This window comes from Streptomyces sp. NPDC059828 (assembly GCF_042731955.1).
GTDB lineage: Bacteria > Actinomycetota > Actinomycetes > Streptomycetales > Streptomycetaceae > Streptomyces.
In genome coordinates this window covers 32,414-58,003 of the sequence record NZ_JBHWIW010000008.1, presented here as the reverse complement: position 1 = coordinate 58,003, position 25,590 = coordinate 32,414, and the positions used below count along the sequence as shown (strand labels likewise).

At 69.5% G+C, this 25,590-nt stretch carries 18 protein-coding genes and 1 pseudogene; 11 read left to right on the top strand and 8 right to left on the bottom strand.

What is annotated here, in order from left to right; genetic code table 11:
• Positions 1–459: 459 nt before the first annotated feature.
• Together ACFV6V_RS07285 and ACFV6V_RS07280 are read right to left on the bottom strand one after the other, a co-directional pair.
• Complete coding sequence (locus tag ACFV6V_RS07285; RefSeq protein WP_385560367.1) at positions 460–945, bottom strand: hypothetical protein; 486 nt, start codon at positions 943–945, stop codon at positions 460–462.
• Between the two features lie 274 nt (positions 946–1,219).
• A complete protein-coding gene (locus tag ACFV6V_RS07280; RefSeq protein ID WP_385560364.1) occupies positions 1,220–1,825 on the bottom strand; it encodes a TetR/AcrR family transcriptional regulator in 606 nt (201 codons plus the stop codon).
• Between the two features lie 142 nt (positions 1,826–1,967).
• Here ACFV6V_RS07280 and ACFV6V_RS07275 point away from each other — a divergent pair, with 142 nt between their 5' ends.
• Complete coding sequence (locus ACFV6V_RS07275) at positions 1,968–2,918, top strand: NAD(P)-dependent oxidoreductase (RefSeq protein ID WP_385560362.1); 951 nt, start codon at positions 1,968–1,970, stop codon at positions 2,916–2,918.
• Between the two features lie 274 nt (positions 2,919–3,192).
• Here the strand turns inward: ACFV6V_RS07275 and ACFV6V_RS07270 are convergent, their stop codons facing one another.
• The gene (locus ACFV6V_RS07270) at positions 3,193–3,792 is read right to left on the bottom strand and encodes a L,D-transpeptidase family protein (RefSeq protein WP_385560359.1); all 600 of its coding nucleotides are present in this window, start codon (positions 3,790–3,792) and stop codon (positions 3,193–3,195) included.
• Positions 3,793–4,000: 208 nt separating this feature from the next.
• Here ACFV6V_RS07270 and ACFV6V_RS07265 point away from each other — a divergent pair, with 208 nt between their 5' ends.
• The gene (locus ACFV6V_RS07265; protein WP_385560356.1) at positions 4,001–5,119 is read left to right on the top strand and encodes a helix-turn-helix domain-containing protein; all 1,119 of its coding nucleotides are present in this window, start codon (positions 4,001–4,003) and stop codon (positions 5,117–5,119) included.
• Between the two features lie 92 nt (positions 5,120–5,211).
• On the opposite strand, the gene ACFV6V_RS07260 is transcribed toward ACFV6V_RS07265, so the two are convergent.
• The gene (locus ACFV6V_RS07260; RefSeq protein ID WP_385560353.1) at positions 5,212–6,408 is read right to left on the bottom strand and encodes a phosphatidylserine/phosphatidylglycerophosphate/cardiolipin synthase family protein; all 1,197 of its coding nucleotides are present in this window, start codon (positions 6,406–6,408) and stop codon (positions 5,212–5,214) included.
• A gap of 388 nt (positions 6,409–6,796) precedes the next feature.
• Between ACFV6V_RS07260 and ACFV6V_RS07255 the strand changes: the two genes are divergently transcribed.
• Entirely contained in the window at positions 6,797–8,191 is a 1,395-nt protein-coding gene (locus ACFV6V_RS07255; protein WP_385560350.1) for an alkaline phosphatase PhoX, read from the top strand.
• Positions 8,192–8,367: 176 nt separating this feature from the next.
• Positions 8,368–9,984, top strand: coding sequence for a phospholipase D family protein (locus tag ACFV6V_RS07250; protein ID WP_385560348.1), 1,617 nt, complete (start codon positions 8,368–8,370; stop codon positions 9,982–9,984).
• Between the two features lie 153 nt (positions 9,985–10,137).
• Here the strand turns inward: ACFV6V_RS07250 and ACFV6V_RS07245 are convergent, their stop codons facing one another.
• From ACFV6V_RS07245 to ACFV6V_RS07235, 3 genes are all read right to left on the bottom strand, one after another.
• The gene (locus ACFV6V_RS07245; protein ID WP_385560345.1) at positions 10,138–10,812 is read right to left on the bottom strand and encodes a restriction endonuclease; all 675 of its coding nucleotides are present in this window, start codon (positions 10,810–10,812) and stop codon (positions 10,138–10,140) included.
• Between the two features lie 189 nt (positions 10,813–11,001).
• Positions 11,002–12,759: a sensor histidine kinase gene (locus tag ACFV6V_RS07240; protein WP_385560343.1), complete on the bottom strand. Its 1,758-nt coding sequence runs from the start codon at positions 12,757–12,759 to the stop codon at positions 11,002–11,004.
• 22 nt (positions 12,760–12,781) lie between these two features.
• Positions 12,782–13,489, bottom strand: coding sequence for a response regulator transcription factor (locus ACFV6V_RS07235; RefSeq protein WP_385560340.1), 708 nt, complete (start codon positions 13,487–13,489; stop codon positions 12,782–12,784).
• Between the two features lie 372 nt (positions 13,490–13,861).
• Between ACFV6V_RS07235 and ACFV6V_RS07230 the strand changes: the two genes are divergently transcribed.
• Genes ACFV6V_RS07230 through ACFV6V_RS07215 form a run of 4 tightly spaced genes read left to right on the top strand, consistent with a single transcriptional unit; the run spans position 13,862 to position 19,542 of the window.
• Entirely contained in the window at positions 13,862–15,292 is a 1,431-nt protein-coding gene (locus ACFV6V_RS07230) for a peptidoglycan-binding protein (RefSeq protein ID WP_385560338.1), read from the top strand.
• 5 nt (positions 15,293–15,297) lie between these two features.
• Positions 15,298–15,921, top strand: coding sequence for an ABC transporter ATP-binding protein (locus ACFV6V_RS07225; protein ID WP_385560620.1), 624 nt, complete (start codon positions 15,298–15,300; stop codon positions 15,919–15,921).
• Positions 15,911–17,962, top strand: coding sequence for a DUF4139 domain-containing protein (locus ACFV6V_RS07220; protein WP_385560335.1), 2,052 nt, complete (start codon positions 15,911–15,913; stop codon positions 17,960–17,962). Before ACFV6V_RS07225 ends, ACFV6V_RS07220 begins: the two co-directional genes overlap by 11 nt.
• 8 nt (positions 17,963–17,970) lie before the next feature.
• Positions 17,971–19,542 (top strand): DUF4139 domain-containing protein, encoded by a 1,572-nt coding sequence (locus tag ACFV6V_RS07215; protein ID WP_385560332.1) that lies wholly within the window; start codon positions 17,971–17,973, stop codon positions 19,540–19,542.
• Positions 19,543–19,688: 146 nt separating this feature from the next.
• On the opposite strand, the pseudogene ACFV6V_RS07210 reads toward ACFV6V_RS07215, so the two are convergent.
• Positions 19,689–20,154 (bottom strand): annotated as a pseudogene (locus tag ACFV6V_RS07210) (Fur family transcriptional regulator).
• A gap of 389 nt (positions 20,155–20,543) precedes the next feature.
• Here ACFV6V_RS07210 and katG point away from each other — a divergent pair.
• The 3 genes from katG to ACFV6V_RS07195 all read left to right on the top strand — a co-directional run bounded on the left by katG (position 20,544) and on the right by ACFV6V_RS07195 (position 25,512).
• A complete protein-coding gene (gene katG, locus ACFV6V_RS07205) occupies positions 20,544–22,739 on the top strand; it encodes a catalase/peroxidase HPI (RefSeq protein ID WP_385560329.1) in 2,196 nt (731 codons plus the stop codon).
• Positions 22,740–23,146: 407 nt separating this feature from the next.
• Positions 23,147–24,304, top strand: a complete 1,158-nt coding sequence (locus ACFV6V_RS07200; RefSeq protein ID WP_385560326.1) for an ABC transporter substrate-binding protein — start codon at positions 23,147–23,149, stop codon at positions 24,302–24,304.
• A 260-nt stretch (positions 24,305–24,564) separates the two neighbouring features.
• Positions 24,565–25,512 carry a zinc-binding alcohol dehydrogenase family protein gene (locus tag ACFV6V_RS07195; RefSeq protein ID WP_385560324.1) on the top strand — a complete coding sequence of 316 codons (948 nt, stop codon included), beginning with the start codon at positions 24,565–24,567 and terminating at the stop codon, positions 25,510–25,512.
• The last annotated feature ends 78 nt before the right edge of the window (positions 25,513–25,590 follow it).

The window sequence follows — 25,590 nt, the reverse complement described above, 5'->3', positions numbered from 1 at the left end:
GTTTCACCACACGCACTGGACACGAGGTGTCAGGTATAGCGCACGCCCGAGGAGAGCGCAGAGCGCCGTCGTACCCGTCCTCTGGAGAAGAGGGTTCGCAGATGTGTGCGGGCGTCTCGACCTCGTCGGCGCATGCCGCAGGGCGGGACCGACGTCGTCCGTCGGGCTCAGGGCGTCGTCGTACGGGGCGGCCGAACTACGTTGTGCTGCTGACTGCGGGCGCGCGCCGGTGGGAGTTCGGGGGCGCGTCCCGGAACGCCGGGATCACGCGCGCGAGTGTCGCGGTGACCTGACGGATGAGGCTGTGGGGCTTGGCGAATCCATCGACGACTTCTCCCGGGAATCCGCCAGTGGGCTCTGCGCGGGCAGCCCTGGATGGTCTCGGCGGCGCTGCGAAGCTGGTCGGTGACCAGTGCAGGTCCCTGTCTGCTGCCCGGCGGTGGAAGCAGCGTGGGCTGCCTACCAATCTGCGAGGGCAGCTCGGAGCGACCGCTCGTATTGCTGCCGTGAGAAGGTCAGCACGCCTACCGTGTCGTAATTCCAGTCTCGGCAGGTATTGCGGAAATCCGACCACGTCACGGTGGTGTCGTTGACTGTGATCTTCGCCGCCAACGCCCAGCAGTCGTCGATGCCGCACGTGCACCCCAGCAACACACTCTCGTTCTCCCCGGCACCGTGCGGGATACGGTCCGGCTCCCCTCCGAGTAGATGCGCCCAGGACGGACGCATCGGATACATGTAGTCACCAGCGAGCAACGGTGCGGGTTCCGGCGCGAACTCCGCGGCACGCTCCTCCTGCTCCGCGAGTGCGTCGGGAAGCTCGGCCCGGCGTACAAGCTCCAGGAACGAAACCCCGTCCACAAGAAACTCCAGCACGGATACGGTCTCGCCCTCGCGCAGCCATCCGCACTCGTAAGAAGCCACACGAAACTCGATCGACCGCATGCGCTTCACAGTAGCGGCGATACACACACTCCAACGGACGCGGTAGCGACCAGGGAATGACCAAACCTCGGCGCCGCTTGCCGTGCCTGCCAGGGGTGGCCACGCGTGAGGGCCGGAGCCGGGCGCCTTGCAGCCGGCACCAGCGTCTTCGTCTGGTCCGGGCATCATGGTCCGTCGCAAGGGAGACCACGCCCCATCGCGTGTCTCTCGCGGCTGTCGCGTGGCGTGCCGGAGCAGCGAAGGGGGTTGCCTCGGCGTGCTGTCCCCCGAAGAGTCAGCCGGCCTCGGGCACCGCGGCGTCGAGGAGGGGCGCGAGTTCGCGGCACACCGTCGTCAGGGCGCGGACGTCCCGCTCGGCCCGGGCGAGGACGATGGCTCCTTCCAGAGAGCTGAGCATGAGCGTGGCCAGCGCCTCGGCTCGCTCCTCGGGAACACCCATGCCGGAGAGGGCCGCCGCCACGGCGCCGTTCCAGTGGCCGAAGGCGGCGGCTGCGGCCTCTTGTGTGGAGGGGATCGAAGCCGCGCAGTCCATCGTGGCGGCCGCGACGGGGCAGCCTCCCGTGACGCCTGAGACCTGGTACTCATCGGTCCATTGGCGCACCATCTCGGCGAACAGGCCGCTGGGCGTGGGTTCGGGCAGCGCGGCGAGGAAGCGGGCGACGCGGTTGCCCGCGTACCGGCCCGCCCAGGCCACGGCCTCGTTGACCAGTTGCTCTTTGCCACCGGGGAAGTAGTGCTGGAGCGAGCCACGTGGCGCCTGCGCGTGGGCCGCGACCTCCCGCATTCCGGTGGACCCGACGCCGTCACGCCGGATGAGCTGGGCGGCGCTGAAGACCATCCGCTCGCGTGGCCCGTGTCCGGACTCCTCCGGGACCGCCATTTCACCCTCCCGTCGCAGGACTGTGCCTTCCGTTTTCCCGGTCCACCCTATGACAGCAGTCATGATACCTCGCTACTATGACGACCGTCATAGCGGCCCGGGGCGGAAGCCGCCCCTGAGATTGCGGGATAGGCGGTGCATCGTGAAAGTGGGTTTCGTCGGCCTCGGAGTCATGGGACAGCCCATGGCGCTCAACCTCGCACACGCGGGAACCCCACTCGTGGTGTGGAACCGCACCCCGGCCAGGTGCGACGCACTCCGCGCCGCCGGAGCCGAGGTGGCGACGAACGCAGCCGAGGTCTTCGACCGGGCAGACGTCGTGATCCTCATGCTGGCCGACGGCACGGCCATCGACACCGTCCTGGCGCGTGGGACGCCCCGCTTCGCCGCTCTCGTCGCCGGACGCACGGTGGTTCCCATGGGCACGACGTCGCCGGAGTACTCGCGCGGGCTCCAGGACGAGGTCCGAGCCGCAGGGGGACAGTACGTCGAAGCTCCCGTCTCCGGATCCCGCATCCCCGCTGAGCAGGGACAGTTGGTGGCGATGCTCGCGGGGCACGACAACACCGTGGCTGCCGTGCGGAGTCTGGTCGCCCCCATGTGCCGAGAAGCGTTCCACTGCGGACCCGTACCAGGCGCCCTTCTGATGAAGCTCGCCGTGAACCTCTTCCTGATCACTCAGGTCACCGGCTTGACCGAGGCCTTCCACTTCGCGGAGCGGCAAGGGCTCGACCGACGCCGGTTCCTGGACATCCTCGAAGCCAGTCCGATGGCCAGCGCCGTGTCCCGCATGAAGGCCGGCAAACTGCTCACCGGTGACTTCACGGTCCAGGCCGGCGCCAAGGACGTCCTGAACAACAACCGGCTCATCGCACAGGCCGCACGGAAAGCCGGTCTGGCGACCCCTCTTCTCGACATCTGCCACGCCCTTTTCGACGAGACCGTGGCTCAGGGACACAGCGGCGAGGACATGGTCGCGGTACTGCACGCCATCGAAGCCCGAACCGACACCACCTGCGGCAACCTGCCGAACACGCGACCGGACGAATCTCCGTCGACGGATCCGGGCTGCCGCGGGTACGGGAGAAGGTGACAAGCCCTTCGGCTTCCTTGACGACGGAAACCTGCCGGGCCCCGGCTGCCAGCGACTGCGGGCCTGTCCGAGTCGGCCGCTGCCGCGCGTCGGCGCGTGGCCGCTGGAAGCCGGCGTGCGCGAGCGAAGGGCCTGGACGGCGAAGGCCCGCACAGAGTCTGTGCGGGCCTTCGTCGTACATCTCCCCTCACTGCCATGGCGGTGTCCTCGGCCGATCACCCCCGTGGGAACACCTGCCTGACGTGCCGCCGCTGCGGCCCGCCGCTGGCGCGGATCAGTCCACCACGTACAGCTTCTTCGGCCAGCCGATGCTGTCCAGGCGCTTGAACAGGTCCTTGATGTCGGTCGGGTTGAGCTTGATGCAACCGTTGGAGTAGTAGTCGTTGGGGTTGCTGTTGGTCCACCGCTCGGACTCGATGGTGCCTTGATTGCCGTTCGGCTTCATCTCGCTGTGGATGAACAGTTCGGTGCGCTTCGTGCCGTTGTGGCACTTGCGGTCAGCGATCTTGATGACGAAGCCGTTGATGATTCCGTCGAAGTTCTTGCGGTGCCACTCGATGGCATACGGCTTGCTCGCACCGGCGTTGGGCAGCCAGCCCTTGCCGACGGCGCAGGTGTCCTTCACCTGGCCCGAGCCCGCCTTGTACGTCTTGAGCACCTTGTCCTTGCCGGGAGTGCGCTTGACCAGCTCGAGGCGGGAGTTCGTGACCGAGTTCTTGTCGAAGCGCAGGTAGTAGGCGTCCGTCGGCCGGGCCGATGCCTGAGCCTCGGTGCGCGCCTGCGCCGGGGTGGCTGTGGTGGCGCTCAGGCCGCCGACGAGGAGGGCGGCGAGCGCGAGGGGGACGATGCGTGCGGATCGTGCGTTGTTGCGCATGCGGAAACTCCTGAGTGGCGTGTGCGGAACGTGACTGTTGCGCCGGCAGGACCGACCCTGCTGGGCGGGGAGCAGTCCCGCAAGAGGTGTTCGCTGTCCCGGACAGTCCGTTGCCGTCCTGGCTGGTCACCACCGGTTTCCGGACAAAGGTCAGCGACGCGCCGGGGATTGCTTGCTGACCGTCGGGCGGACGCCCAAGGATGACGCCATGGATGCCACGGGGGGTATTGATCCCGAACGTGCCTACAACGTGGCGCAGTTCGTCGAGATGATGAAGCGGCTCAAGGAAGCGTCGGGGCTGACGTATCGGCAACTCGAAGAGCGCGCCGAACGGAACGGGCGGGTCCTTCCGCGCAGCACGATCGCCGATGTGCTGCGCAGACACGCGTTGCCACGGCCGCAGATCCTGAATGCCTTCGTCCATGCGTGTGGAGCGGGCGAGCATGCCGACGCCTGGCTGAAGGCCCGTACCCGCCTTGGGCGGGTGGACGGTACGGCGGCCGGTTCGACAGAAGAGGCAGAAGGGCCGGAAGAGACTGCCGTCGTCGACGACAGCGCCGTCTGCTCCTCGCCGGTCCCGGACGACGACGCTGACGATCACGGCTGCGGCCCTTCCGGAGCCGGTGGCGTGCGGGAGCACCCGGGCCACTGCGCGGCCTCGTCGGACCCGGAGCCCGTGCCGAGCCGAATGCCGCGTCGGCACCGTGGAGTGGTGATCACTCCGTTGGCGTCGCTGGCTGCCGTGTTGCTGGCCGGCACCGTTTCCTGGCTGGTCCTGCCCGACGATTCCGCCGTCACTGCGCCGTCGCCCGAGGAGCCGGCCGGGGGGTGGTACAGCATCCGGCCGGTCCGCGCTACCGGCCTGTGCGTGACAGAGGGCCGTGCGGCCGGCGGCGACAGCGAGCGGCCGGTCGCCGTCCAGCGCCCGTGCGGTCAGTCCACACCGCCGCACACCAGACTCGACCCGGTCGGTGGCGGCCGCTTCTTCGTCAAGTGGGTGCATCCCGTGCACGGGTGGGGGTGTCTCACGGTTCTCCCCGGCGGGCTGCTCGAACCGTGGGATGACTGCCGCAGCAGCAGAACCACCCAGGTGTTCACGTTCGAACGGGTCGAGTCGGCTGACGCGCGAGCCACAGGCGCGGTGCGGGCCAAGGCGTACCGGATACGGTCCGGGGACGGTCAGTGCGTGGGAATCCCGGGAGCGGATCCCACGGCTGTGACAGCGGCGGCGGTCGCCGAACCCTGCGCGGACAGCGCCGGCCAGTTCGTTCTCCTGGTCCCTGAGGCCGAACCACCGGCGAGCGCACTGCCCTCGGCCACCGGCTGACAGCCGCGCACGTTCCCGTTCCCGTTCCCCTTCCCGGGCTGCACGCTGCCGCCGTCCTCAGCGGCTCGCTTTCCCTCCGGGTGGTTCCGCCTCTACAGAAAACGTCTGATCGGGACGACCGACGCCTCCTTGAGGCGCTGTACGGCGGCGCGCCGTTTCCACCGGGTGAGGTCGATGTCCACGCTGTGCTCGATGTCCTCGTCGAAGTCGGCGTCGAGGACGGCGGTGAAAGCCGGGTCGAGGATGGCGAGCATCACCTCCTCATCATGGTCCATCGAGCGGCGGTTGAAGTTGGTGGAGCCGATCAGGGATGCCACCGCGTCCACCGTCATCACCTTCGCGTGCATCATCGTCGGCTGGTACTGGCGGATCTGCACCCCCGCCTCGAGCAGCGTCGTGTAATGGTGCTGGCCCGCCAGCTGGCAGGCGCGCTGATCGGTGTGCGGTCCGGGCAGCAGGATCTCCACCCGCACACCGCGGCGTGCCGTCCGGCACAGCAGGTCGACGAAGAACGCATCGGGCGCGAAGTACGCGGTCGCCAGGCGGAAGCGCTTCTCGGCGGAGCTGAGCATGACGCGGATGAGCGTCTGCATGTCCTGCCATCCGATGCTCGCCGAGCCGCGGACCACCTGCACCACGGAGTCGCCCTGCTGTCCGTGCTCGGAGAACCGGTCGTGCTCGTCGAACAGTTCGTCGTGGCACTCGGCCCAGTTCTGGGCGAACGCTGCGGCGATGCCGTCCACGGCGGGGCCGCGGACCTGGACATGGGTATCGCGCCATTCGCCAGGGTTCCGGGCGTCTCCGCACCACTCCTGGGCGATGCCCACTCCCCCGGTGAACGCGGTGTGCTCGTCCACGATCAGGGCCTTGCGGTGGCAGCGGTGGTTCTGCTTGAACGGCGACAGCCAGACGGGTTTGCGGAACCAGGCCACCTGCACACCCGCGTCGTCCATGGCATCAAGGAGGTCCTGCTCGATCTCCTTCGCCCCGAAACCGTCGAGCAGGAGCCGTACGCGCACCCCGGCGCGCGCCCGGTCGGCGAGGGCGCCCGCGAAGTCGCGGGCGATCTGCCCCCGCCAGTAGACGAACGTCATCATGTCGATGGTGTGCTCCGCGGAGCGGATCGCCTCCAGCATGACGGGGAATATCCTGTCGCCGTTACGCAGGGGGACGAGCTGGTTCCCCTCGGTCGCCGCGACTCCGATCAGCCGCTCGAGTCTTCGCCGCAGCCGCTGCACGGCGACGGCGGATTCGGCAGCGGCGGGTCGTACGGCGTCTTCGGCAGTCACTGGAGCTCCGGGCGGGACGGGGTGTCGGGTCCCCGGCGGGAGGGGACAGCCGACCTGTGTGGCCTGTTCGCAGAGGTGGGAGGCCAGTGCGGCGCGGCATCGAGCGCACTCTAGCGAACGGAGGTGGGAGCCGCGAGGCCGCGCCATCGGCCGGCTTCCCATACGGGGGGCGGGCCCTCCGGCGCGGGTGCTCCGGGTCGAGCCGCCCGCCGCTCCGGCGAGCGGTCCCGTGCTCGCGGCACCTGGTGAGGTTCGTCCGGTGGTGGCCGGTGACCCGCGTGCTTCACGCACCGAGGCCACGCGTGGTACACACGTGCGGGTCACTTCTCCTGTCTTCCTCCTGTGGCTCCGGCCGCGGGAGGTGGTCCCCCCAGCAGGGAGTCGCCCTATGACGACAGAACACGATTCCGCCCAACGGCCGTCCGCGACACGGCGCCAAGTGCTGAGCGGCACCGGCGCGACCATCGCCGGTATCGCCTTCGCGGGAGCTTTCACCGAGCTCTTCGCGGGCACGGCGGCCGCACGCGGCCACGGGGGCTACGGCCCCTTGCAGCCCGACCCGGCGGGTCTCCTCGATCTGCCGAAAGGTTTCCGCTATCGGGTGCTCTCCCGCCAGGGCGACCCTCTCCGCTCCGGCGAAGGCCTCGTACCGAGCAATCACGATGGCATGGCTGCCCTTCCCGGCCGGCGGGGCCGAGTACATCTGGTACGCAACCACGAGAACCGGCACAACGGACAGATCCCCGTTCCCACCGTGCCCGGTCTCACCTACGACCCGGCTGCCAAGGGCGGCTGCACAGCGCTCACGCTCGACGGCCGCAACGACGTCCTGGATGAGCGGGTCGCCATCGCCGGCACCGCCGTCAACTGCGCGGGCGGCCCCACTCCCTGGGGCACGTGGCTCACCTGCGAGGAGAACGAGGACAAGGCCGGCACCAACGGGTACACCAAGGACCACGGTTTCATCTTCGAGGTGGACGGCGCGGATCCGCGCCGTACCGGCGCGGTGCCGTTGACCGCGATGGGCCGCTTCCAGCACGAGGCGATCGCGGTCGATCCGCACAGCGGAGTCGTGTACGAGACCGAGGATGCCTTCAACAAACCATTCGGCCTCTTCTACCGGTTTCTCCCCGAGAAGCCACTGGGCGGCACGGGTTCACTGCGCGCCGGCGGAGAGCTCGAGGCCATGCGTGTCCCGGGGGTGCCCGACCTCTCCGCGATCCAGGAGACCGGCGCCCGCTTCGAAGGCGTGGAGTGGGTACCCGTACCGGACCCCCAGGCGGCGCACACCCCCATCCGGTTGCAGGACTTCGGGCCGCGAGGCATCACCCACGCCCAGAAGCTGGAAGGCTGTTACTGGGGCGGTTCATCCGTGTACTTCGTGTCCAGTTTCGCCCACAGCGCGGAGGGCTCCGCGGCCGACCACTTCGGCCAGGTCTGGAAATACGAGCCACGTCGGCGCCGTCTCACACTGGTGATCGTCTTCGGCCCCAGCACGGACATCCAGCTGCCCGGCGAATCTCCCGACAACATCTGTCTGGCCCCGGGCGGTGGGCTGATGGTCTCGGAGGACGGCAACGGTGCGCAGCACGTGTTCGGGCTGACCCGGCGCGGCGAGGTCTACCCGATGGCTCGCAACCGCCAGGTCCTCACGTCAGCCGAAGCGGACGAGCCTGAATGGGGTGAGTTCGCAGGAGTCACCTTCTCCCCGGACGGTTCCACGATGTACGTCAACTGCTACGTGCCCGGTACCACCTTCGCAGTCACCGGTCCCTGGCACTGACCCCGGAGCGCCAGGCGCGCGACACGCCCCCGCTGCCGGCGTACTCCCGCGCCCGGCGCCGCCACGACTGGCGGCCCGGGCGCGGGAGCGCTGCGGGTTCGGCTTGTCAGTGGTACGAATGTGGACGCTGAAAGCACATGTGCCCGTCTGCGGTCGTCGCTCGGAGGTGCCCTTCCATGGAACCAAGCGACTGGCTGCTGACAGGCGAAGAGCGAGGCAATCCCGCCACGCGGTTGGACCGCCGGCGCCAGGACGGGACGGCTTGGTCGGCCGGCAACAACGTACGCCCCCTGGTGCACGGCGCGACGTACTTCGCCGAGCTGCTCGCCGCCGTCCGCGCCCTGCGCGCCGGGGACCTGCTGCTGTTCACCGACTGGCGCGGTGACTCCGACGAGCGGCTCGCGGGCCCCGGCACCGAGATCGGGACCGTGCTGCGCGGGGCGGCCGAGCGAGGAGTCGTCGTCAAGGGCCTCGTGTGGCACTCCCACCTGGACAGCTTCCAGTTCAGCGAGGAGGAGAACCGCCACCTGGGCAAGGAGGTGCGGGCCGGGGGCGGCGAGTACCTGCTGGACATGCGCGTCCGCCCCGGTGGGTCACACCACCAGAAATGCGTCGTCCTGCGTCACCCGGGCCGCCCCGAGCTGGACGTCGCCTACGTCGGTGGAATCGATCTGTCCCACAACCGCAACGACGATATCGACCACGGCGGTGACGAGCGCTCCGAGCCGATCGCCGATGCGTACGGACCACGCCCGCCCTGGCACGACATCCAGCTCGCGATCCGGGGCCCGGCGGTCGGAGACGTCGAGACCGTCTTCCGGGAGCGGTGGACGGATCCGGCGCCCCTCACCCGCAGCCCGCTGTCCCGTCTGCGCGAACGGCTGCACCGGGAGGACACTCATGCGGACCCGCTTCCCGCTCAGCTACCCGACCCCATGCCCCAGGGAACCCACGTGGTGCAGGTGCTGCGCACTTACCCCAACCGGCTGCTGCGCGGCTACGACTTCGCCCCCGACGGGGAGCGCAGCATCGCACGTGCCTACCTCAAGGCTCTCCAGCGCGCCCGGGCGCTGATCTATCTGGAGGACCAGTACCTGTGGTCCCCCGACGTGGTGAAGTACTTCGCCCGTGCGCTGCGAGCGAACCCCCGGCTGCGCCTCATCGCCGTCATCCCCTCCGTCCCCGAGCAGGACGGAGCGCTCACACTGCCGATGAACCTGATCGGCCGTATCACCGCCCTGGAGACCCTGCGCCGCGCGGGCGGTGAGCGGGTCGCCGTGTACGGGGTGGAGAACCATGCCGGGACGCCGGTGTACGTGCACGCCAAGGTGTGCGTGATCGACGACGTATGGGCCGCCGTCGGCTCCGACAACGTCAACCTGCGTTCCTGGACACACGATTCCGAACTCAGCTGCGCCGTCCTGGACGAGACGGAAGACGGGCGGGAACCACATGACCCCGGCGGGCTGGGCGACGGCGCGCGCCGCTACGCCAGGGACCTCCGGTTGATGCTCGCTCGCGAACATCTGGACCAGGAGGAGCCGCGGACTCCACACGCCCCCGACCCTCTGTGCGACCCCGTAGGTGCCTTCGACTCGTTCGCGGCGTCCGCGGCCGCTCTGGACTCCTGGCACGCGGGGGGCCGGGACGGCATCCGGCCACCCGGTCGCCTGCGCACCTACCGAGCACCAGAGCTCTCGCGGCTGCGACGATTGCTCGCGAAGCCGCTGTACCGCGTGATCGTCGACCCGGACGGCCGCCCACTGCTGCTACGGCTGCGCAACACTTTCTGAAGCGGCCGCCACACCAGGCGCCGGCCGATCGGACTCCTCGGGGCTTCGCCCGGCTGACCCCTGCCACCTGTTCGAGGATGCCGTCGCCGTGCGTCGCCCTCCGCGTTCTCCGGCATCGACCCCGCCTGAGCCGCATCAGCATCCGTATCCGCATCAGTGGGGGGAGTTCGCGGCCCACGGCGGGCAGGACGTGCCCTCGGCCCAGGCCGTCAGGGCGGATTGGTCGAGGCAGAGGATGCCGCACTGCTCGGCGTACTCCTCCGCCGGGCCGGTGAACTCCCCCGTAGTGACCACGGCGGCGATCTGGGCGTCGTGCACGGCAAAACACGTGCCACCGAAGCGCTGCATGTCCTGCGACCCGACCTTGTTGACGGGGCCGTACCGCTTGCACTGGATGACGATGCGCCGGCCGTCGGGCGCGATGCCCAGTACATCAGCGCCCAGGTCCCCCGCACCGCCCACCACCTGCACCTCGGTGCAGCCGTCGCGTTCACACAAGGTGGCGATCGCGTGCTCGAAGGTGTCGGGGTCCATACCCGCGAAGTCGTACGGCGCCTCGATCGGCTGGGCCGGGTCCGGGGCCGGCTCGGCTGGGAGCCGCCGGGCTCTTCTGCGGCGCCCACCCCGCAGTCCCAGGAAGACGAGGAACATACCGATCAGCCAGATGCCTGCGAGTGCCCCCTCCATGCCCGCGGCCTTGACGAGCGACTTGAGCATCAGCCCGCAGCCGCAGATCAGCGCGCTGGTGAGGGCGAACCAGAGGAACGTCTGTCTCGTGCTGAAGGTGACTCGGCCGGTGGGCCTCGGGCGTCGGACGGGTATCGTCATGTGCGGCGCTCCCTGCCACGGCATTCCAAGATCGTCATGAGCCCCCTCTGCCCCGTCCGTGCGCGCTCTAACAGCTCTTTTTCGCGCCGCTCGGACAACGGAGGGCGACAGGTCCGTGGTGCCATCCGCCGGCGGATCAGCGCGGGGACGTGCCTGGTGACGGGGGCTGACGGGGCTTCCTCGGCGGCTTCACTGCTGCGGGAGCCGGACGGCGAAGGTGGAGCCGTGTCCTGGTGTGCTGACGACGGAGACGGTCCCGCCGTGTGCCTCGGTCAGTTTGCGGGTGATGGCCAGGCCGAGGCCGCTGCCTCCGGTCTGGCGGTTGCGGGACTTGTCAGCCCGCCAGAACCGGTCGAAGACATGGGGCTGGTCGGCCGGGTCGATGCCGCTCCCGTCGTCGGCGATCTCCATGACCAGGTGAGCGTCTTCCGCGCGGGCCCGCAGGATGACGTGTCCCCCGTTCGGTGTGTGCCTGATCGCGTTGGACACGAGGTTGCCGATCATCTGGCGCAGCCGCACCGGGTCTGCGTACACGTCCAGAGCTTCGTCGGCGTCGATGGACAGTTCGACGCCTGCCGGACCGGCGGTCCCCAGGTGCGCCGTCGCCACCTGCTCCAGTACATGGCTGACGGGCAGCTGTTCACGGTGCAGTACGAGGCTGCCGGCCTCGGCCGCGGCGATGTCGCGCAGGTCGTCGATGATGTGCTGGAGCAGCATCGCCTCGTCGCGCAGCAGGGCGAGCAGTTGCTGGTCCGCGGGGGTCAGGCCGTCCTGGGCGGCCTCCAGCCAGCCTCGGATGTTGGTCAGCGGGCTGCGCAGTTCATGTGCCACGTCGCCGACCATGGCCCTGCGCTGCCGTTCCAGGGTCTCCCTTCGTTCGGTGAGGTCGTTGAAGGCCGCGGCCACACGGCCGATCTCGTCCTTGGTCACCACGGGGACCCGGGCCGCTTCTTCGGCCGGGCGTTGGGCCGCCGTGATCAGGGCGCGCAGGGGGCGGACCAGCCGGAGGCCCAGCAGGACGGTGACGGCGCAGGTGACGGCGAGGACGATGCCCGCGGCTCCGGCGATCCGCAGGGTGTTCGCCTCCGACAGTTCGATGGACGTGGTGCCCGGGTTCGTACGGTCGGAGACGAACAGCAGAACGGGTGGCGAGACATAGGGCCGCAGCAGCTGCCGACGGCCTTCGTTCACACATTCCTGTGCGGCGCGGTCCGAGTTCTCCGGCGGACCGCCGGTGAAGTGCCAGGAGAAGTCGGCGAAGACCTCGACGGGTGGCCGGGCCTGCTGTTTCAGGCACTGGGATGCCAGTTCGCCGATCTGGGCGAGCGGGAGTTCTTCCATGGGCAGGGGTTGCTTGAGCAGGTCCAGACCGCAGTACTGCACGACTTTCCACCGAGTGTCGTATTCGGGCCCGGTGAGGCGGATCGTCAGGCGTCCGCTGGGCTGGGGGACGCTGCCGGCGGCGATCCGCCGGTCCGCGAGGCACTCGGTGATCTCGCGCACGAGCGTCCGTACCTTGTCGCGGTCCTCGTCCAGGAGCAGGAACGGGCCCACCGCACGCGGGTCGATGGGCCCGGTGGCGCTCTCATTGGACAGCACCGGATCGAGCCGCAGGGGGTCGATGGAGGCGGACGGCTTGCCCGGGAGACGGACGGTCGATTCGGACGTGGCGATACGGGTGCGGGCGGAAGTGGTGAGAGTGATCGCCCTGCCGGTCTGTGCCGCGAGCCCGCGGACCAGTTGCTGTACGCCGCCCCAGTCGGTGTGCGTGGCGGCGTAATTGATCAGCGCGTCGTAGATGCGGGCATCGGCCTGCGACGACCGGCCCTGTTCGGTGTTGATCGCCCGAGTGGTGGTGGTGACGGCCAGCCAGGTGGTCGCGGCCACCGAGCAGACCGCGACCAGAAGGGACGCGGCGAGCAGCCGGGTGAAAAGGCTGGTGCGCAACGGGATCCGCAGATGGCGCACTTCAGTTGCCGGCCTGGTCGGGACCGGGGGTCAGCTTGTAGCCGACGCCGTAGACGGTGACGAGTTGCGCGGGACGGCGCGGGTTGAGCTCCAGTTTCTTGCGCAGGTTCATGATGTACATGTCGATGGTGCGGTCGGTCGAGGCGGCATCCCAGCCCCGGGTGCGCTCCAGGAGCTGCTTGCGGGTGAAGACCCGGCCCGGCTCTGCCGCCATGGCCGAGAGGACCGTGAACTCCCCGCGGGTGCAGGGGACGACGTCTCCTGAGGAGCCTCGCACCTCGTGCCGGAGCGGGTCCACGGTGATCGCCCCCACCTTCAGGACGCCGTCGTCCGGGGGTGCGACGCGCTCCACTCGCCGGAGCAGCGTCCGGATCCGGGCCATCAGCTCGCGTGGGCTGTAGGGCTTGGTCATGTAGTCGTCGGCTCCGAGGTCGAGGCCGAGGAGCAGGTCGTCCTCGCTGGAGCTGGCGGTGAGCATCAGTACCGGCACGGCGGACTCCTGACGCAGGATGCGGCACACGTCGAGTCCGTCGACCTTCGGCATCATCACGTCGAGTACGAGCAGGTCGGGCCGCAGTCGCCGGGCGGTGTCGATCGCCGAGCGCCCGTCGTGCACGACCACCGCGGTGTGGCCCTCCGACTCCAGGTACATCCGCAGTACTTGTGCCTGTCTGACGTCGTCTTCCGCGACCAGGATCCGTGCGCTCATGCCGGGACTATAGGCAGGGCCATCTGGTGGGCACAGCATCCTGACAATCTGGATACATCCTGCTGAAGGTGCTCTGAATCCGGTTCGGCATCGTCGGTGCCGTACCCGAAACCCCGTACCTGAAGCCGGGCTTCCGGCTCGTCTCCGGTACCCGCACACCGCGTGACGCGTCCCCGTTTGCCACGGCATCCTGCGCGTCGCTCTGGGAGTCGTTCGCATGATCCGAGATATCGCTCACCCCACCCTGCCGGCCGCAGGCGGTCCCCGTGGCCTCGTACGCGTCACCGGCCTCCTGCCCGAACCCGGCGACGGATGCCGTCCGGGTGGCGCCCCGGCAGTGGTCCTCCACCCGCCCTTCGCCGGGTTCGCGCGGTGACCGGCCCGGACGACAATCCCACCGTCGTGCTCGCGGTGACCCGCCCGGGAGCGGATCCTGTCGCCGGCGCGGACACGGATTCCGGCGCCACCTCCGCTGCCGGCTCGCCGGGCAGGCGGCGCCGGATGCGGATCGCGGCCGCCGTGCTCGTCGTGTCTCTGGCGGGAGCCGGAGTCGCGGTGGGGGTGCCGTGGGGGAAGGACGGCGGTGCGAAGCCGGCCGGGGCGGAGCCGTCGGCGAGTACGGTCGCGGTCGTACGGATGGACCTGTCCGACAGCCGGTTGCTGGAGGGCACGCTCGGCTACGCCCAACCGCGTACCGTCAAGGGGGCCGGTGATGGTGTGGTGACATGGCTCCCCGCCGCCGGGACCACGGTGTCCCGGGGCAAGGAGCTGTACCGGGTCGACGACCGCGCGGTGCCGCTTTTCTACGGTGGTGTGCCGCTCTACAGGCGCCTGGAGGGCCGCAACATGGTCGGCCGGGACGTGAGGGTGATCGTCGACAATCTCCGAGCCCTGGGGTACGACGTCGGGGACCAGCCGTCCCCGGGACAGGTCGTCAGCGTGACCGCCCCCGCGGGGGAGGCTCAGTCGGCGGGCAGCGGGGCGGGCCCGGCAGCGGACAAGGGTGCTGCGGCCAGCCCCTCCTCTGCCTCCGACGGGGCGAAGGCCGGAGGGCCGGGATCGGCGGCTGAGTCCGCAACCGGTACTTCCCGCTCAGAGAGCACGGCACCCGGTACGGCAGCAGGCAAGTCGGGCACCCCCGCCGACGAAGGCGGCACCTCGGTCACGCAGGTGAAGGTCAAGTCCGGTGACGGTGTTCTCACGGATGCGCTGGTGAATGCCATCAAGCGTTGGCAGACCCGGATCGGGTCCCCGGCCACCGGTGTGCTCGCGCCCGGTGACGCGGTGGTACTCGGCGGCGCGGTCCGGGTGGACGGCGCCAGTGCCCAGGTCGGTGACGCGGCTGCCGCGCCCCTGCTGAAGGTGACCTCGACGGTCAAGGCCGCGACCGTGGAGATGGGCGCCCTCGAAGCCGGCTCCGTCAAACGCGGCGACCCGGTGACCGTACGCCTTCCGGACGGGACATCGGCGCCCGGAGAAGTCTCCGGCGTCGGCACCGCCGCCGAGTCGTCGGAGAACGGTCCCGGACCGGCGAAGGTGACCGTCATGGTCGCTTTCACGCATCCTCACAAGGTGAAGAGGCTCGACTCGGGGCCGGTGCAGGTCGAGTTCGTCTCCCAGAAGCGGGTCGGGGTGCTCGCCGTTCCCGTCACCGCGCTGCTCGCGCTGCGCGAGGGCGGCTACGGACTGCGGATCGCCGGCGGACGGATGGTCGCGGTGAAGACCGGACTGATCGCCAAGGGGATGGTCGAGATCACCGGAGACGGGATCAGCGAGGGCGCCCGGGTGGTGACGTCGTCGTGACGGCTGTGCCCGCCTCCGTGCTGTCGGTCCGTGATGCCGTGGTCGAGTACCCCGGCGGGGTCAGGGCCCTGGACGGGGTCAGCCTGGAAATACGGGGAGGTGAACTCGCGGCCATCGTCGGCCCGTCCGGCTCGGGCAAGTCCACGCTGCTGAACATCATGGGCACCCTCGACCGTCCGACCAGCGGCAGCGTCGTGATCGCCGGCCAGGACGTCACCACCATGCCGGACCGGCAGCTCTCGGCGCTGCGGGGACGCTGGCTCGGATTCGTCTTCCAGCAGTTCCACCTGTCCGAGGGGCTGACCGCGACCGAGAACGTGGCCACCGGGCTCCTGTACGCCGGGGTGGCCAGAAAGCGCCGCAGGCCTCTGGCGCTGTCCGCCCTGGAGCGGGTCGGCCTCGGCCACCGGGCCGGTCACCGACCTCATCAGCTTTCCGGTGGACGAAGAAGTGTGAGGCCGAGGTGTTCCTCGCGAAATGACCGGCTCGCCCGACCGGTTCAACACGTCGCTCCGCCCCGGGCATTGGGCTCGAACTTCCCTGCGGGCCCGGTACCCGGGGCGGGCGCGCAGGCCTCTCGCGTAGGCTTCGCTACCTGGAACCGGGGGGGGCGGAGTGATGGCGGCTGAGGCGGCGCAGAGGTGGGAGTCGACCCTCGATTCGGTGGTGGTGTACGCGCAGGGCGCGGTCTGCCGTCGACTGGCCGGGGGCCGTGTGCCGCCGGATGGCCGGGTGCGGGTGACGGGACTGCCACGCTCGCTCGACACCGGTTCCCTGCGGGTCCGGGTTCTGGGTGCTTCGGCCGTGCGGGTCGTCGAAGCCCGGGTGGAGGTGGAGGCCGGTCCGGCCGCTCCCGAGGACTCCGCCGGATTGCGGCACGAGGTCGAACGGTTGCGCGCCGTGTGCTCGGCGGCGCAGGCACGCCGGGACCGGCAATTGGGTCTCATCGAAGAGGTCGCCGGTCTGCGTCCGGTTCCACCGACCCGCAGGCGCGACGATCCGCACCGCAGCACGCCCACCGACTCGTGGCTCGCGCTCGCTGACTTCGTCGACGAGCGGCTGACCAGTGGCCACGCCCGGCTCGTCGAGCTGGAGGAGGAGCTGCGCAGGGTGGAGCACGACCTGCGAGTCGCCGCTGACAGGCTGGAACGGGCCTCCACCGACATGCTGTCAGCGCCGGTCGAGACCACGGTGTGCGCGGCCTTGACGCTCGGCGGTGACGGAGTGGCCGAGGACACGGCTCAGCCGGAGATCGAGGTCGAGGTGGAGTACAGGGTTCCCGGCGCCGTGTGGGTGCCCACCTACCGGCTCACCCACCGTCAGGGCGACGACAGCGGCTTTCTGGTGCTGCGCGCCTCGGTCGCCCAGCGCACCGGCGAGGACTGGACCGGCGTACGCGTGGGCCTGTCCACCGCCGACCTGCGGCGCCGCACCGATCTGCCGAAGCTCCGCTCGATCCGAATCGGGCGGCGTCAGCCCGCCCCGGCGCCTTCCGGCTGGCGCGAGCCCCCTGCGGGCCTCGCCGACCTGTTCGCCGGTCACGACGCGGCAGGCCCTCGCCCCGTCACCGCCGGCGGAGCCGCCTCCGCGTCCGTGGCTGCCGCGATCGCATCCAAGCCCGTTGCCGTGCCGCCTCCGCCGCCCGCCCCTCAGGGCTACGGCACGCCGTCTGCGGGGCTTCCTGTCGGCGGGGCGCCGGGCTCCGCGCCCCGGCCCGCATCGCGTCCCGGTGGTCGGCCGCTACCGCGCAGCGCGCCGTTCGCCGCGGCACCGCCTGCGGCGCCCGCTGCTCCCGGAGGTCCTGTGCCGCCCCCGCCACCGGAACCGGCGACCGGCCCGCCACGGCCGAGTGGCACCGAACTCGACTATGCCGCGCTCGTCCTCAGCGGCCCCGACGAGCAGCGCAGTCGCCGGGGCCGGCTGTTTCCCGCCGCCGCCGAGGACCTGGTCGCCGCCGAGTACCGCCGACGGGCAGAGTCAGTCGCAGCGCTGCCGCTGCCCGGTTGCGCCGTGCGGCCACGCGAGTCGGCCGGATCGTTCGATCATCGTTTCGACGCCACCGCCCGTGCCGATATCCCCTCCGACGGCACCTGGCACACCGTCACCCTCGTCGAAATCCCGGTCGGCCTGCGCACCGAGTACGTCTGCGTGCCATCCGTGGAGACGACGGTGTACGCGACGCTGGTGCTCTCCAACGCCACTGACCGGGCTCTGCTGGCCGGCCCGGTGGAGGTGAACGTCGACGACGAGTTCGTGCTGACCGCCGCCCTGCCCACGCTCGCCCCCGGCGGGGTCCGCCGAGTGGGACTCGGGCCGGCCGAGTCCGTCCGGGTCACCCGCCGTACGGAGCTGCACGAGTCGACCTCCGGGCTGCGAGGCAACACCACCGTGCTCGACCACCGCGTCCATGTGGAGCTGGCGAACCGGCTCGCGAGGCCGGTCACCGTTGAGATCCGTGAGCGCGTTCCCACCACGTCGGAACCCGACGTGCGGATCGAGGAACGGGCAGACTGGAGCGCCCCCGTGGACGGTGAAGAGCCCGAGCACACTCCGGGCACCCGACGCTGGCGGGTTGATCTGCCCGCCGGTGGTACCACCGCCCTCGACGGCGGCTACGTGATCCGTATCCCGGCCGGCAAAGCCCTGGCCGGCGGCAACCGGAGGAGCTGACGCACGCCATGACCACGACCCCGGCCCCGACCCCCCTCCCCGTCACCGCCGTCACCTGCCTCGAGGACCGGGCCCATATCGAACGCGCCGCAGTGCTCGAACTGGAGGCCGGGATCCACCGGCTGCGCCTAGGACCGGTCAGTGCGCTCGCCGTCGACCGCACCCTGCACGCCGAGCTGACGGACGATCATCCGGACGATCCGGCGAAAGTGCTGGACGTACGGATCGTCCGTTCCTGGACGCCGCGAGCTCCGCTGCCGCCGAGCGGCGAGGACTCGGCGCTGCACCACCACGTGTACCGCCTCGAGGAGGAGCGTCTTGCCCTCGGGCAGCGGCGGGACCGTCTCGGGGCACGCCTCGACGTGCTCGGCCGGCTCGCGACCGATCTGCTGCGGGAGATCGGCGAAGGGGCGGGTTACGGCGAGGCCGATCCGGAGCGCTGGGCCCGCGAGCTGGACCGGGTGGACGACGAACGTGAGACCTACGGCGAGGAACTCCGCACTGTCGAAACCCGGCTGACGGCTGTGGCGGGTGAGCTCGCGGATGCCCAGCGGGGGCTGGACCTCTCCGAGGAGCGGCCCGCCGAGCTCGTCGGTCACATCGAGCTGACCGTGCGGGCCGCCGCAGCCGGGCCCGCCCGGCTGCGGCTGAGTCACGTCACCGCGTGTGCGCTGTGGCGGCCTGCCTACCGGGCCGTGTTCAACGGGAGCTCTCTCACGCTGGAGACCGATGCGATGGTGTGGCAGCGCACCGGCGAGGACTGGTCGGACGTACAGCTGACGTTTTCGACGGCCAGGTCGGCGCTGGCGACCGATCCCCCGCGGCTGAGCGAGGACCTTCTGACGCTCAGGGATCGCACGGCCGCGGAGCGCCGCACGATCGACGTCGAGCTGCGCGAGGAGCACATCGGGGACCTCGGCCCATCCCCCGTGCTCGGCCTGCCGGGTGTGGACGATGGCGGCGAGGTGCGGGTGCTGAAGTCTCCGGAGCCGGTCTCCGTGCCAGGCGACGGCCGAGCACACCGGGTGCCGGTCTCCGCCTTCGCCACGTCCGCCCGCAGTGAGTACGCCTGTTCACCCGAGCTGTCCCCACTGGTCACGCAGGTGGTGCGGTTCGACAACCGATCCGGCCACGCACTGCTCGCCGGCCCCGTGGATCTGATTCGTGACAGCGGGTTCACCGGCCGCGGGACCCTGGACTTCACCGCCGCCGGCGCCACTGCCGAGCTGGCCTTCGGCAGCGTGGACGACCACCGGGTGGTCAGGGTGGCCGAGGAGACCCGCGACACTTCCGGAATCACGCAGCGGACCGTGGTCACCCGCACCGTCCGGCTGCACGTGTCCCGGTTCTCCGCGCCCGGGGAGCACGGTGAGCAGGTGGTCGTCCTCCGGGAGCGGATCCCGGTCTCCGAAGTCTCGGCGGCGCAGGTGCGCCTGAGCAAGGAAGCCTGTTCCCCGCTGCCCGACACGGTTGACGCCGAAGGCATCGTCAGCTGGGAGATCATGCTGCCGCCCGGCGGCCGACGCACGGTCACCCTGGCGTACGAGCTGTCGGCGAGTGGGAAGGTCACGGGACTCTGAGCTCGGGACGGGGGCGGCGGCCCAGCCGGGCGCCGCTTCCACCCCCGGAAACGACAGCGCCGCCGCCCCGGCTGACCGTGCGCGAGGGAACTGGTCACGCTCCGCCTCATGCGTGCCATCCGGTCGCCCGTCGATGAGCGGCCTGGCTACCACCCGGGCTCCACTCGTTGCAGGCCGCGGACACAGGAGGGGCACAGACCGCGGTAGGTGACCTCGACCTCGGACACCGTGAACTCGAACCGCTGCCCCGCCGGGAGGCCGGCGAGCAGGTCGCCGGCCGGGTGGAGATCGCGGATGGTTCCGCGGTCCGAACACACCAGGTGCTGGTGCGGGCGGTGTGCGTTGGGTTGTAGCGCCTGGCGCGGTCATGGACGCGGACCTCCATGACCTCACCGGGGGAGCCCCTCTCATGCAGAGTGCTGTGGACGGTCGCCCGGGAGATCTCAGGCAGTCACTCTGCCGCGCGTGCGTGCACCTCGTCGGCCGTGAGATGGACGTGATCACCATCAATGGCTTCGGCGACGACACGGCGCTGGGATGTCACCGCCGGCCATGGCCTCGCAGTCGCTCCAGCAGGCTGTTCCTACCGGTTCGCCGGCTCGGGGTTGACAGGAAAGCTGAATTCGACGGGAAATATCCGGGACTTCCCACGGGAATGCGTGACGGGTGGCATGCCGGACCTGGTCCGGACGATGAGGCCGGGCAATGACCATCCAGTTTTGCACAGGCTCTGGCGAGGGCAGCGCTGCCGTGCGCGAGTCCGCCGCGTTCCGAACAAATCTGCGGCTTGTCAATTCCAGTCACCAGGGATGCTCTGCGTGTTCTCGTAGCGGTGCAGTCCGCGGTGCGCGACCATACGGACGCCGCGGACCGCATATTCATCGGCGTTTGGCAACGGGCGGGCCACGGGCTCGGGTCGCAGCCCTCGGTCCGGAAAACCGAAGTACCTCACGAGCAGAAAACCAGCGCAGGGAAACACCGAGACAGGAAGGCGGACGGACGTGTCCGGCAGCGAATCCGAAAATCCAGTTATCCCTCCCCCGACACCCACGGGGACTCGCCCGAAGACGGTCCAGGACTGGTGGCCGAACCAGCTGGACCTCCAGGTGCTCCACCAGCACACCCCCCAGTCGAATCCCATGGATGCGGATTTCCACTACGCAGAGGAGTTCGCAACCCTCGACCTCGACGCGCTCAAGCAGGACGTGTTCGAGGTGATGACGACGTCTCAGGACTGGTGGCCTGCCGACTACGGCCACTACGGGCCACTCTTCATCCGGATGAGCTGGCATGCCGCGGGGACGTACCGAATCGCCGACGGCCGGGGTGGCGGCGGGGCCGGCGCTCAACGCTTCGCACCCCTCAACAGTTGGCCGGACAACGCGAGCCTCGACAAGTCACGCCGCTTGCTCTGGCCCGTCAAACAGAAGTACGGCAGGAAGATCTCCTGGGCCGACCTCTTGGTCTTCGCCGGTAACTGCGCCATGGAATCCATGGGGTTCAAGACGTTCGGGTTCGGTTTCGGACGGGAGGACATCTGGGAGCCCGAGGAAATCTTCTGGGGCCCCGAGGACACCTGGCTCGGAGATGAGCGCTACAGCGGCGACAGGCAACTCTCCGGTCCTCTCGGCGCCGTGCAGATGGGACTGATCTACGTCAATCCGGAGGGGCCCAACGGCAACCCCGATCCGGTGGCAGCCGCCAGAGACGTTCGCGAGACCTTCGCGCGTATGGCGATGAACGACGAGGAGACGGTTGCGCTCATCGTCGGCGGTCACACGTTCGGCAAGTGCCACGGTGCGGTCGATCCCGAGTACATCGGCCCGGAACCCGAGGCCAGCCCCATCGAGCAGCAGGCCATCGGTTGGCGGAACAGCTACGGCAGCGGCAAGGGCGTGGACGCGCTCACCAGTGGACTCGAGGGAGCGTGGACCGCCGAGCCGACCAAGTGGGACAACGGGTACCTGGACAATCTGTTCACGTACGACTGGGAGTTGACGACCAGCCCGGCCGGTGCGCACCAGTGGACGCCCACGGACGCCGCCGCCCAGGGGACTGTGCCCGATGCGCACGATCCGTCGAAGAGGCACGCTCCCATGATGCTGACGACGGACCTGGCGCTGAAGCTGGACCCGGTCTACGGGCCGATCGCGAAGAGCTACCACGAGAACCCGGACAAGCTGGCGGTGGCGTTCGCCAAGGCCTGGTACAAGCTCCTGCACCGCGACATGGGACCCCTTTCGCGCTACCTCGGCCCATGGGTGCCCGAGCCGCAACTGTGGCAGGACCCCGTCCCCGCGATCGACCACGAACTCGTCACCGACGAGGACATCGCGGTCCTCAAGGACAGGATCCTCACTTCGGGACTGTCCCTCTCCCAGCTGGCCACCACCGCATGGGCCTCGGCGGCCAGCTTCCGCGGCACCGACAAGCGCGGTGGGGCCAACGGGGCACGGATCCGGCTCGCACCCCAGAAGGACTGGGAGGTGAACGACCTGCCCGAGGTGACTGAGGTGCTCCGGGGCCTCGAGCAGATCCAGCAGGACTTCAACCGCTCACAGGCTGGCGGAACGAGGATCTCCCTGGCCGACCTGATCGTCCTGGGCGGCTGCACGGCAGTCGAACAGGCGGCGAAGAACGCCGGGGTCGACATCACGGTCCCGTTCACACCCGGGCGCACGGACGCTTCGCAGGAACAGACCGACGTGGAGTCGTTCGCCGTACTCGAGCCCAAGGCCGATGGCTTCCGCAACTACATCCGGGCGGAGGAGAAGCTGTCGCCGGAGAGCCTCCTCCTGGACCGGGCCAACCTACTGACCCTCACCGCTCCCGAGATGACGGCTCTGGTCGGCGGTATGCGGGTCTTGAACACCGGCTTCGGGCGGTCGCCACACGGCGCCTTCACCCACCGGCCGGAGGCGTTGACCAACGACTTCTTCGTCAACCTGCTCGACATGGGGACGGAGTGGAAGGCGTCGGCCTCGGATGCGAACGTGTTCGAGGGACGGGACCGCGCCACGGGCGATGTCAAGTGGACCGCCACCGCCGCCGACCTCGTCTTCGGTTCGCACTCCCAGCTTCGGGCCATCTCGGAGGTATACGCGGCCGGGGACGCGAGAGAGAAGTTCGTCCGTGACTTCGTTGCGGCGTGGAACAAGGTGATGAACCTCGATCGGTTCGAACTGCGTCGAGCCTGAGCTCCCGGTCGGCCGCTCGTCGGCCGACCGGGCACCCAGCACCCAGCACCCAGCACCCAGCACCCAGCACCCAGCACCCAGCACCCAGCACCCAGGGGGAGCCGACCAGGACGAGGCTGTGTACGCCGATGCGGCCCCCGTTTCCACCAGGGCTGCGGTGGCTCGGTACGTCGCACGCCCATCTGAAGCGCCGTACCGCTGACGTGGCGCGAGCACCGGGCATCCGCCGCGACGCATGGCTGACCGTGCTTTCCCCGTCCCCTTGCTGCTCGATCCGCGTTGCGGACGGCGCTGCGGATACCGCTTCAGAGGAAACGCAGAGCTTGCACCGTCATGCTGTGCGAGCGCTGTCAACCACAGACGGCCACGTCACCACTTGAACTTTCAAGCATAGAAGCGGAGAAGTCATGCACCACACTCGCCGGGCCCTGATCGGAGCGCTCACCCTCGGTGTACTGGGAGCCAGTGGCACGGCAGTCGCTCTCGCGGAACCGTCCGCACCAGTCGGCGAAGCCAAGGGCACCCTGGCCGCGGGGAAGGGAGAGGAAGCACAGCTGAACCGGCTTTACGAGGCCGCTGTCGCCGAAGGCGGCACGCTGACCGTCTACGCGGGCGGAGACAAGCCGGGACAGGCGGACTACCTCCGAGACGCCTTCGTCAGGAAGTTCCCCCGCATGAGGGTGAACATGGTGGTGGACTTCAGCAAGAACCATGACGCCCGACTCGACGACCAGATAGCGAAGAAGAGGGTCGTGGCGGATGTCACCCATCTGCAGACTCTCGACGACTTCCCCCGCTGGAAGAAGGAAGGGGTCCTCGAGAAGTACAAGCCCGTCGGCTGGGACAGCGTCCTCCCCCAGGTCAAGGACCCTGACGGGTACTACACCGGCGCGTTGTTCTACTCCTTCGGCAACGTCACCGCCACCAAGCTCGGCGACCGGGCGCCCGTCGAGGCCGAGGACTTCCTCAAGCCGGAGCTGAAGGACAAGCTCGTCCTCACCTACCCGAACGACGATGACGCGGTCCTCTACTACTTCAAGCAGCTCACTGACCGATACGGCTTCGACTACCTGAAGAAGCTGATGGCCCAGAACCCCACGTTCGTCCGGGGTACGCAGGACTCGGCCGATCTCGTCGGCACAGGTGACCACGTGGCAAACTTCGGCAGCGGAGGGAGCTTCTCCGGGCAGTCCGTCTCCACCCTGCCTAAGCACAGCCCGTGGGTGGCCTGGCCGCAGACCGCGGCGATTCTGAAGGCAGCCCCGCACAAGGCTGCCGCCAAGCTCTACATGAGCTGGCTCCTGTCAAAGGATGCCCAGCAGAACGCCATCGGGACCTGGAGCGTCCGGAAGGACGTCGCCCCGCCGCCCGGGCGCAAAGGCATCTTCGACTACACCAACATGAACCCGCTCGGGCTGCGCGACTTCATGAACGACCGCACCGCACTCGACCGCTACAAGGCGCGCGTCACCCTCTACGTGGGCGACGTCAAGGGCTCCAACCCCGCCGATCCCGAGAACGTCCTCGGCCTCAGGCCCATCAGCCAAGAGGGCGCACAGGGCTGACGACCGGCGACACTCGACGGCTCCTCGCGCGAGCGCCGGATGTGAGACGACGGGCCGTCGTCCGCGCCGGGTCCCGTGCAGGAAGTGTGGCGGGAGATGTCACCCGTCGGGCCCAACACAGCGAGACTCCGTCGCCAACGCGCGACGCCTTCACCGCCACTGAGGGAAAGCCTTGTTACGTTGCTCCGAAACGACAGTGGCCCCAGGGTGGCTCCGCCGGGAGTGCGCCTGGCAACACGAGATGCATCGGAGCGTCGGCCATGCTGGTGTCCCGCTTGTACGACTGGGGTACCAGTGTGGTGCTCGAACAGGCCGACCCACCTGCTCCACCACCCGACGACGACGTCGTGATCGAGCTCGAGGCAGCCGCGGTCACTCGCCTCGACCTCGGGCTCATGTCCGGCGCCTTTTCCTCGAAGCCGGACCTTCCGTTCACACCCGGCACCGCCGGAGTCGGTACCGTCACCGCCGGCGAACGGGACCTGGTGGGGCGGCGAGTGCTGGTACGCGGCGCGGGCGTCGGCCTGGAACGGCCTGGTACCTGGGCCGAGCGGATCACCGTGCCGAAGAACGCGGTGCGAGTGGTCCCGCAGGGCACGGACGCGGCTCTGGCGGCCACCTGCTATTCGCCGATGGTCACCGGCTGGGCGGCCGCGGAGCCCGTGGGACGCATCAAGGCGGAAGAGAGAGTGCTGGTCACCGGACCGGCGGGGGCGGTGGGATCCATGTGCGTGCAGATGGCAGCCCGCGCCGGTGGACATGTCATCGCTCTGGTACGTGATGCGAAAGAAGCCGCAGCGGTTCCCGCGGCGGCCGCGGAAGTCCTCGTCGGCCGGGGCTCCGAGAACATGGAACGCCTGGGCGCGCAAGGCGGGGTCGATGCCGTCCTGGACACCGTCGGTGGCGACACCGTCCCCGCCCTGCTGCCCGTCATCAACCCCGGGGGCCGCGTTGTCATGATCGGTTACGTCGCGGGCAGGACGCTCACGATCGATCTGCCGACGCTCCTCACCGCGGACGTCAGTCTGCTCCCCATGAACATGGTCCGCCGCCAGGTTCCCGACACGGTCTTCCGGAACCTGCTCACAGAACTCAGCAATGGCACCCTCAGGCTGAACACCACAAGCTTCGCCTTCGCCGAACTGAACGATGCTCTCGAAGCCCTCACAGGCGGTGGCACGGCCGGCACCATCGCCGTGACGATGTGATGCGGGGCAGTGCGCGAGCGCGCGACGCGGGGGTGTGGCGCAGGTCCCAGCCGGCAGACGCGCGCCCCCAGCCGTGTC

Coding starts and splice junctions, on each gene's coding strand:
- ACFV6V_RS07220 (WP_385560335.1), top strand. CDS start 15,911: ATGGCGGCTGAGGCGGCGCAGAGGTGGGAGTCGACCCTCGATTCGGTG.
- ACFV6V_RS07270 (WP_385560359.1), bottom strand. CDS start 3,792: ATGCGCAACAACGCACGATCCGCACGCATCGTCCCCCTCGCGCTCGCC.
- ACFV6V_RS07255 (WP_385560350.1), top strand. CDS start 6,797: ATGACGACAGAACACGATTCCGCCCAACGGCCGTCCGCGACACGGCGC.
- ACFV6V_RS07285 (WP_385560367.1), bottom strand. CDS start 945: ATGCGGTCGATCGAGTTTCGTGTGGCTTCTTACGAGTGCGGATGGCTG.
- ACFV6V_RS07195 (WP_385560324.1), top strand. CDS start 24,565: ATGCTGGTGTCCCGCTTGTACGACTGGGGTACCAGTGTGGTGCTCGAA.
- ACFV6V_RS07280 (WP_385560364.1), bottom strand. CDS start 1,825: ATGGCGGTCCCGGAGGAGTCCGGACACGGGCCACGCGAGCGGATGGTC.
- ACFV6V_RS07265 (WP_385560356.1), top strand. CDS start 4,001: ATGGATGCCACGGGGGGTATTGATCCCGAACGTGCCTACAACGTGGCG.
- ACFV6V_RS07235 (WP_385560340.1), bottom strand. CDS start 13,489: ATGAGCGCACGGATCCTGGTCGCGGAAGACGACGTCAGACAGGCACAA.
- ACFV6V_RS07245 (WP_385560345.1), bottom strand. CDS start 10,812: ATGACGATACCCGTCCGACGCCCGAGGCCCACCGGCCGAGTCACCTTC.
- ACFV6V_RS07215 (WP_385560332.1), top strand. CDS start 17,971: ATGACCACGACCCCGGCCCCGACCCCCCTCCCCGTCACCGCCGTCACC.
- ACFV6V_RS07200 (WP_385560326.1), top strand. CDS start 23,147: ATGCACCACACTCGCCGGGCCCTGATCGGAGCGCTCACCCTCGGTGTA.
- ACFV6V_RS07250 (WP_385560348.1), top strand. CDS start 8,368: ATGGAACCAAGCGACTGGCTGCTGACAGGCGAAGAGCGAGGCAATCCC.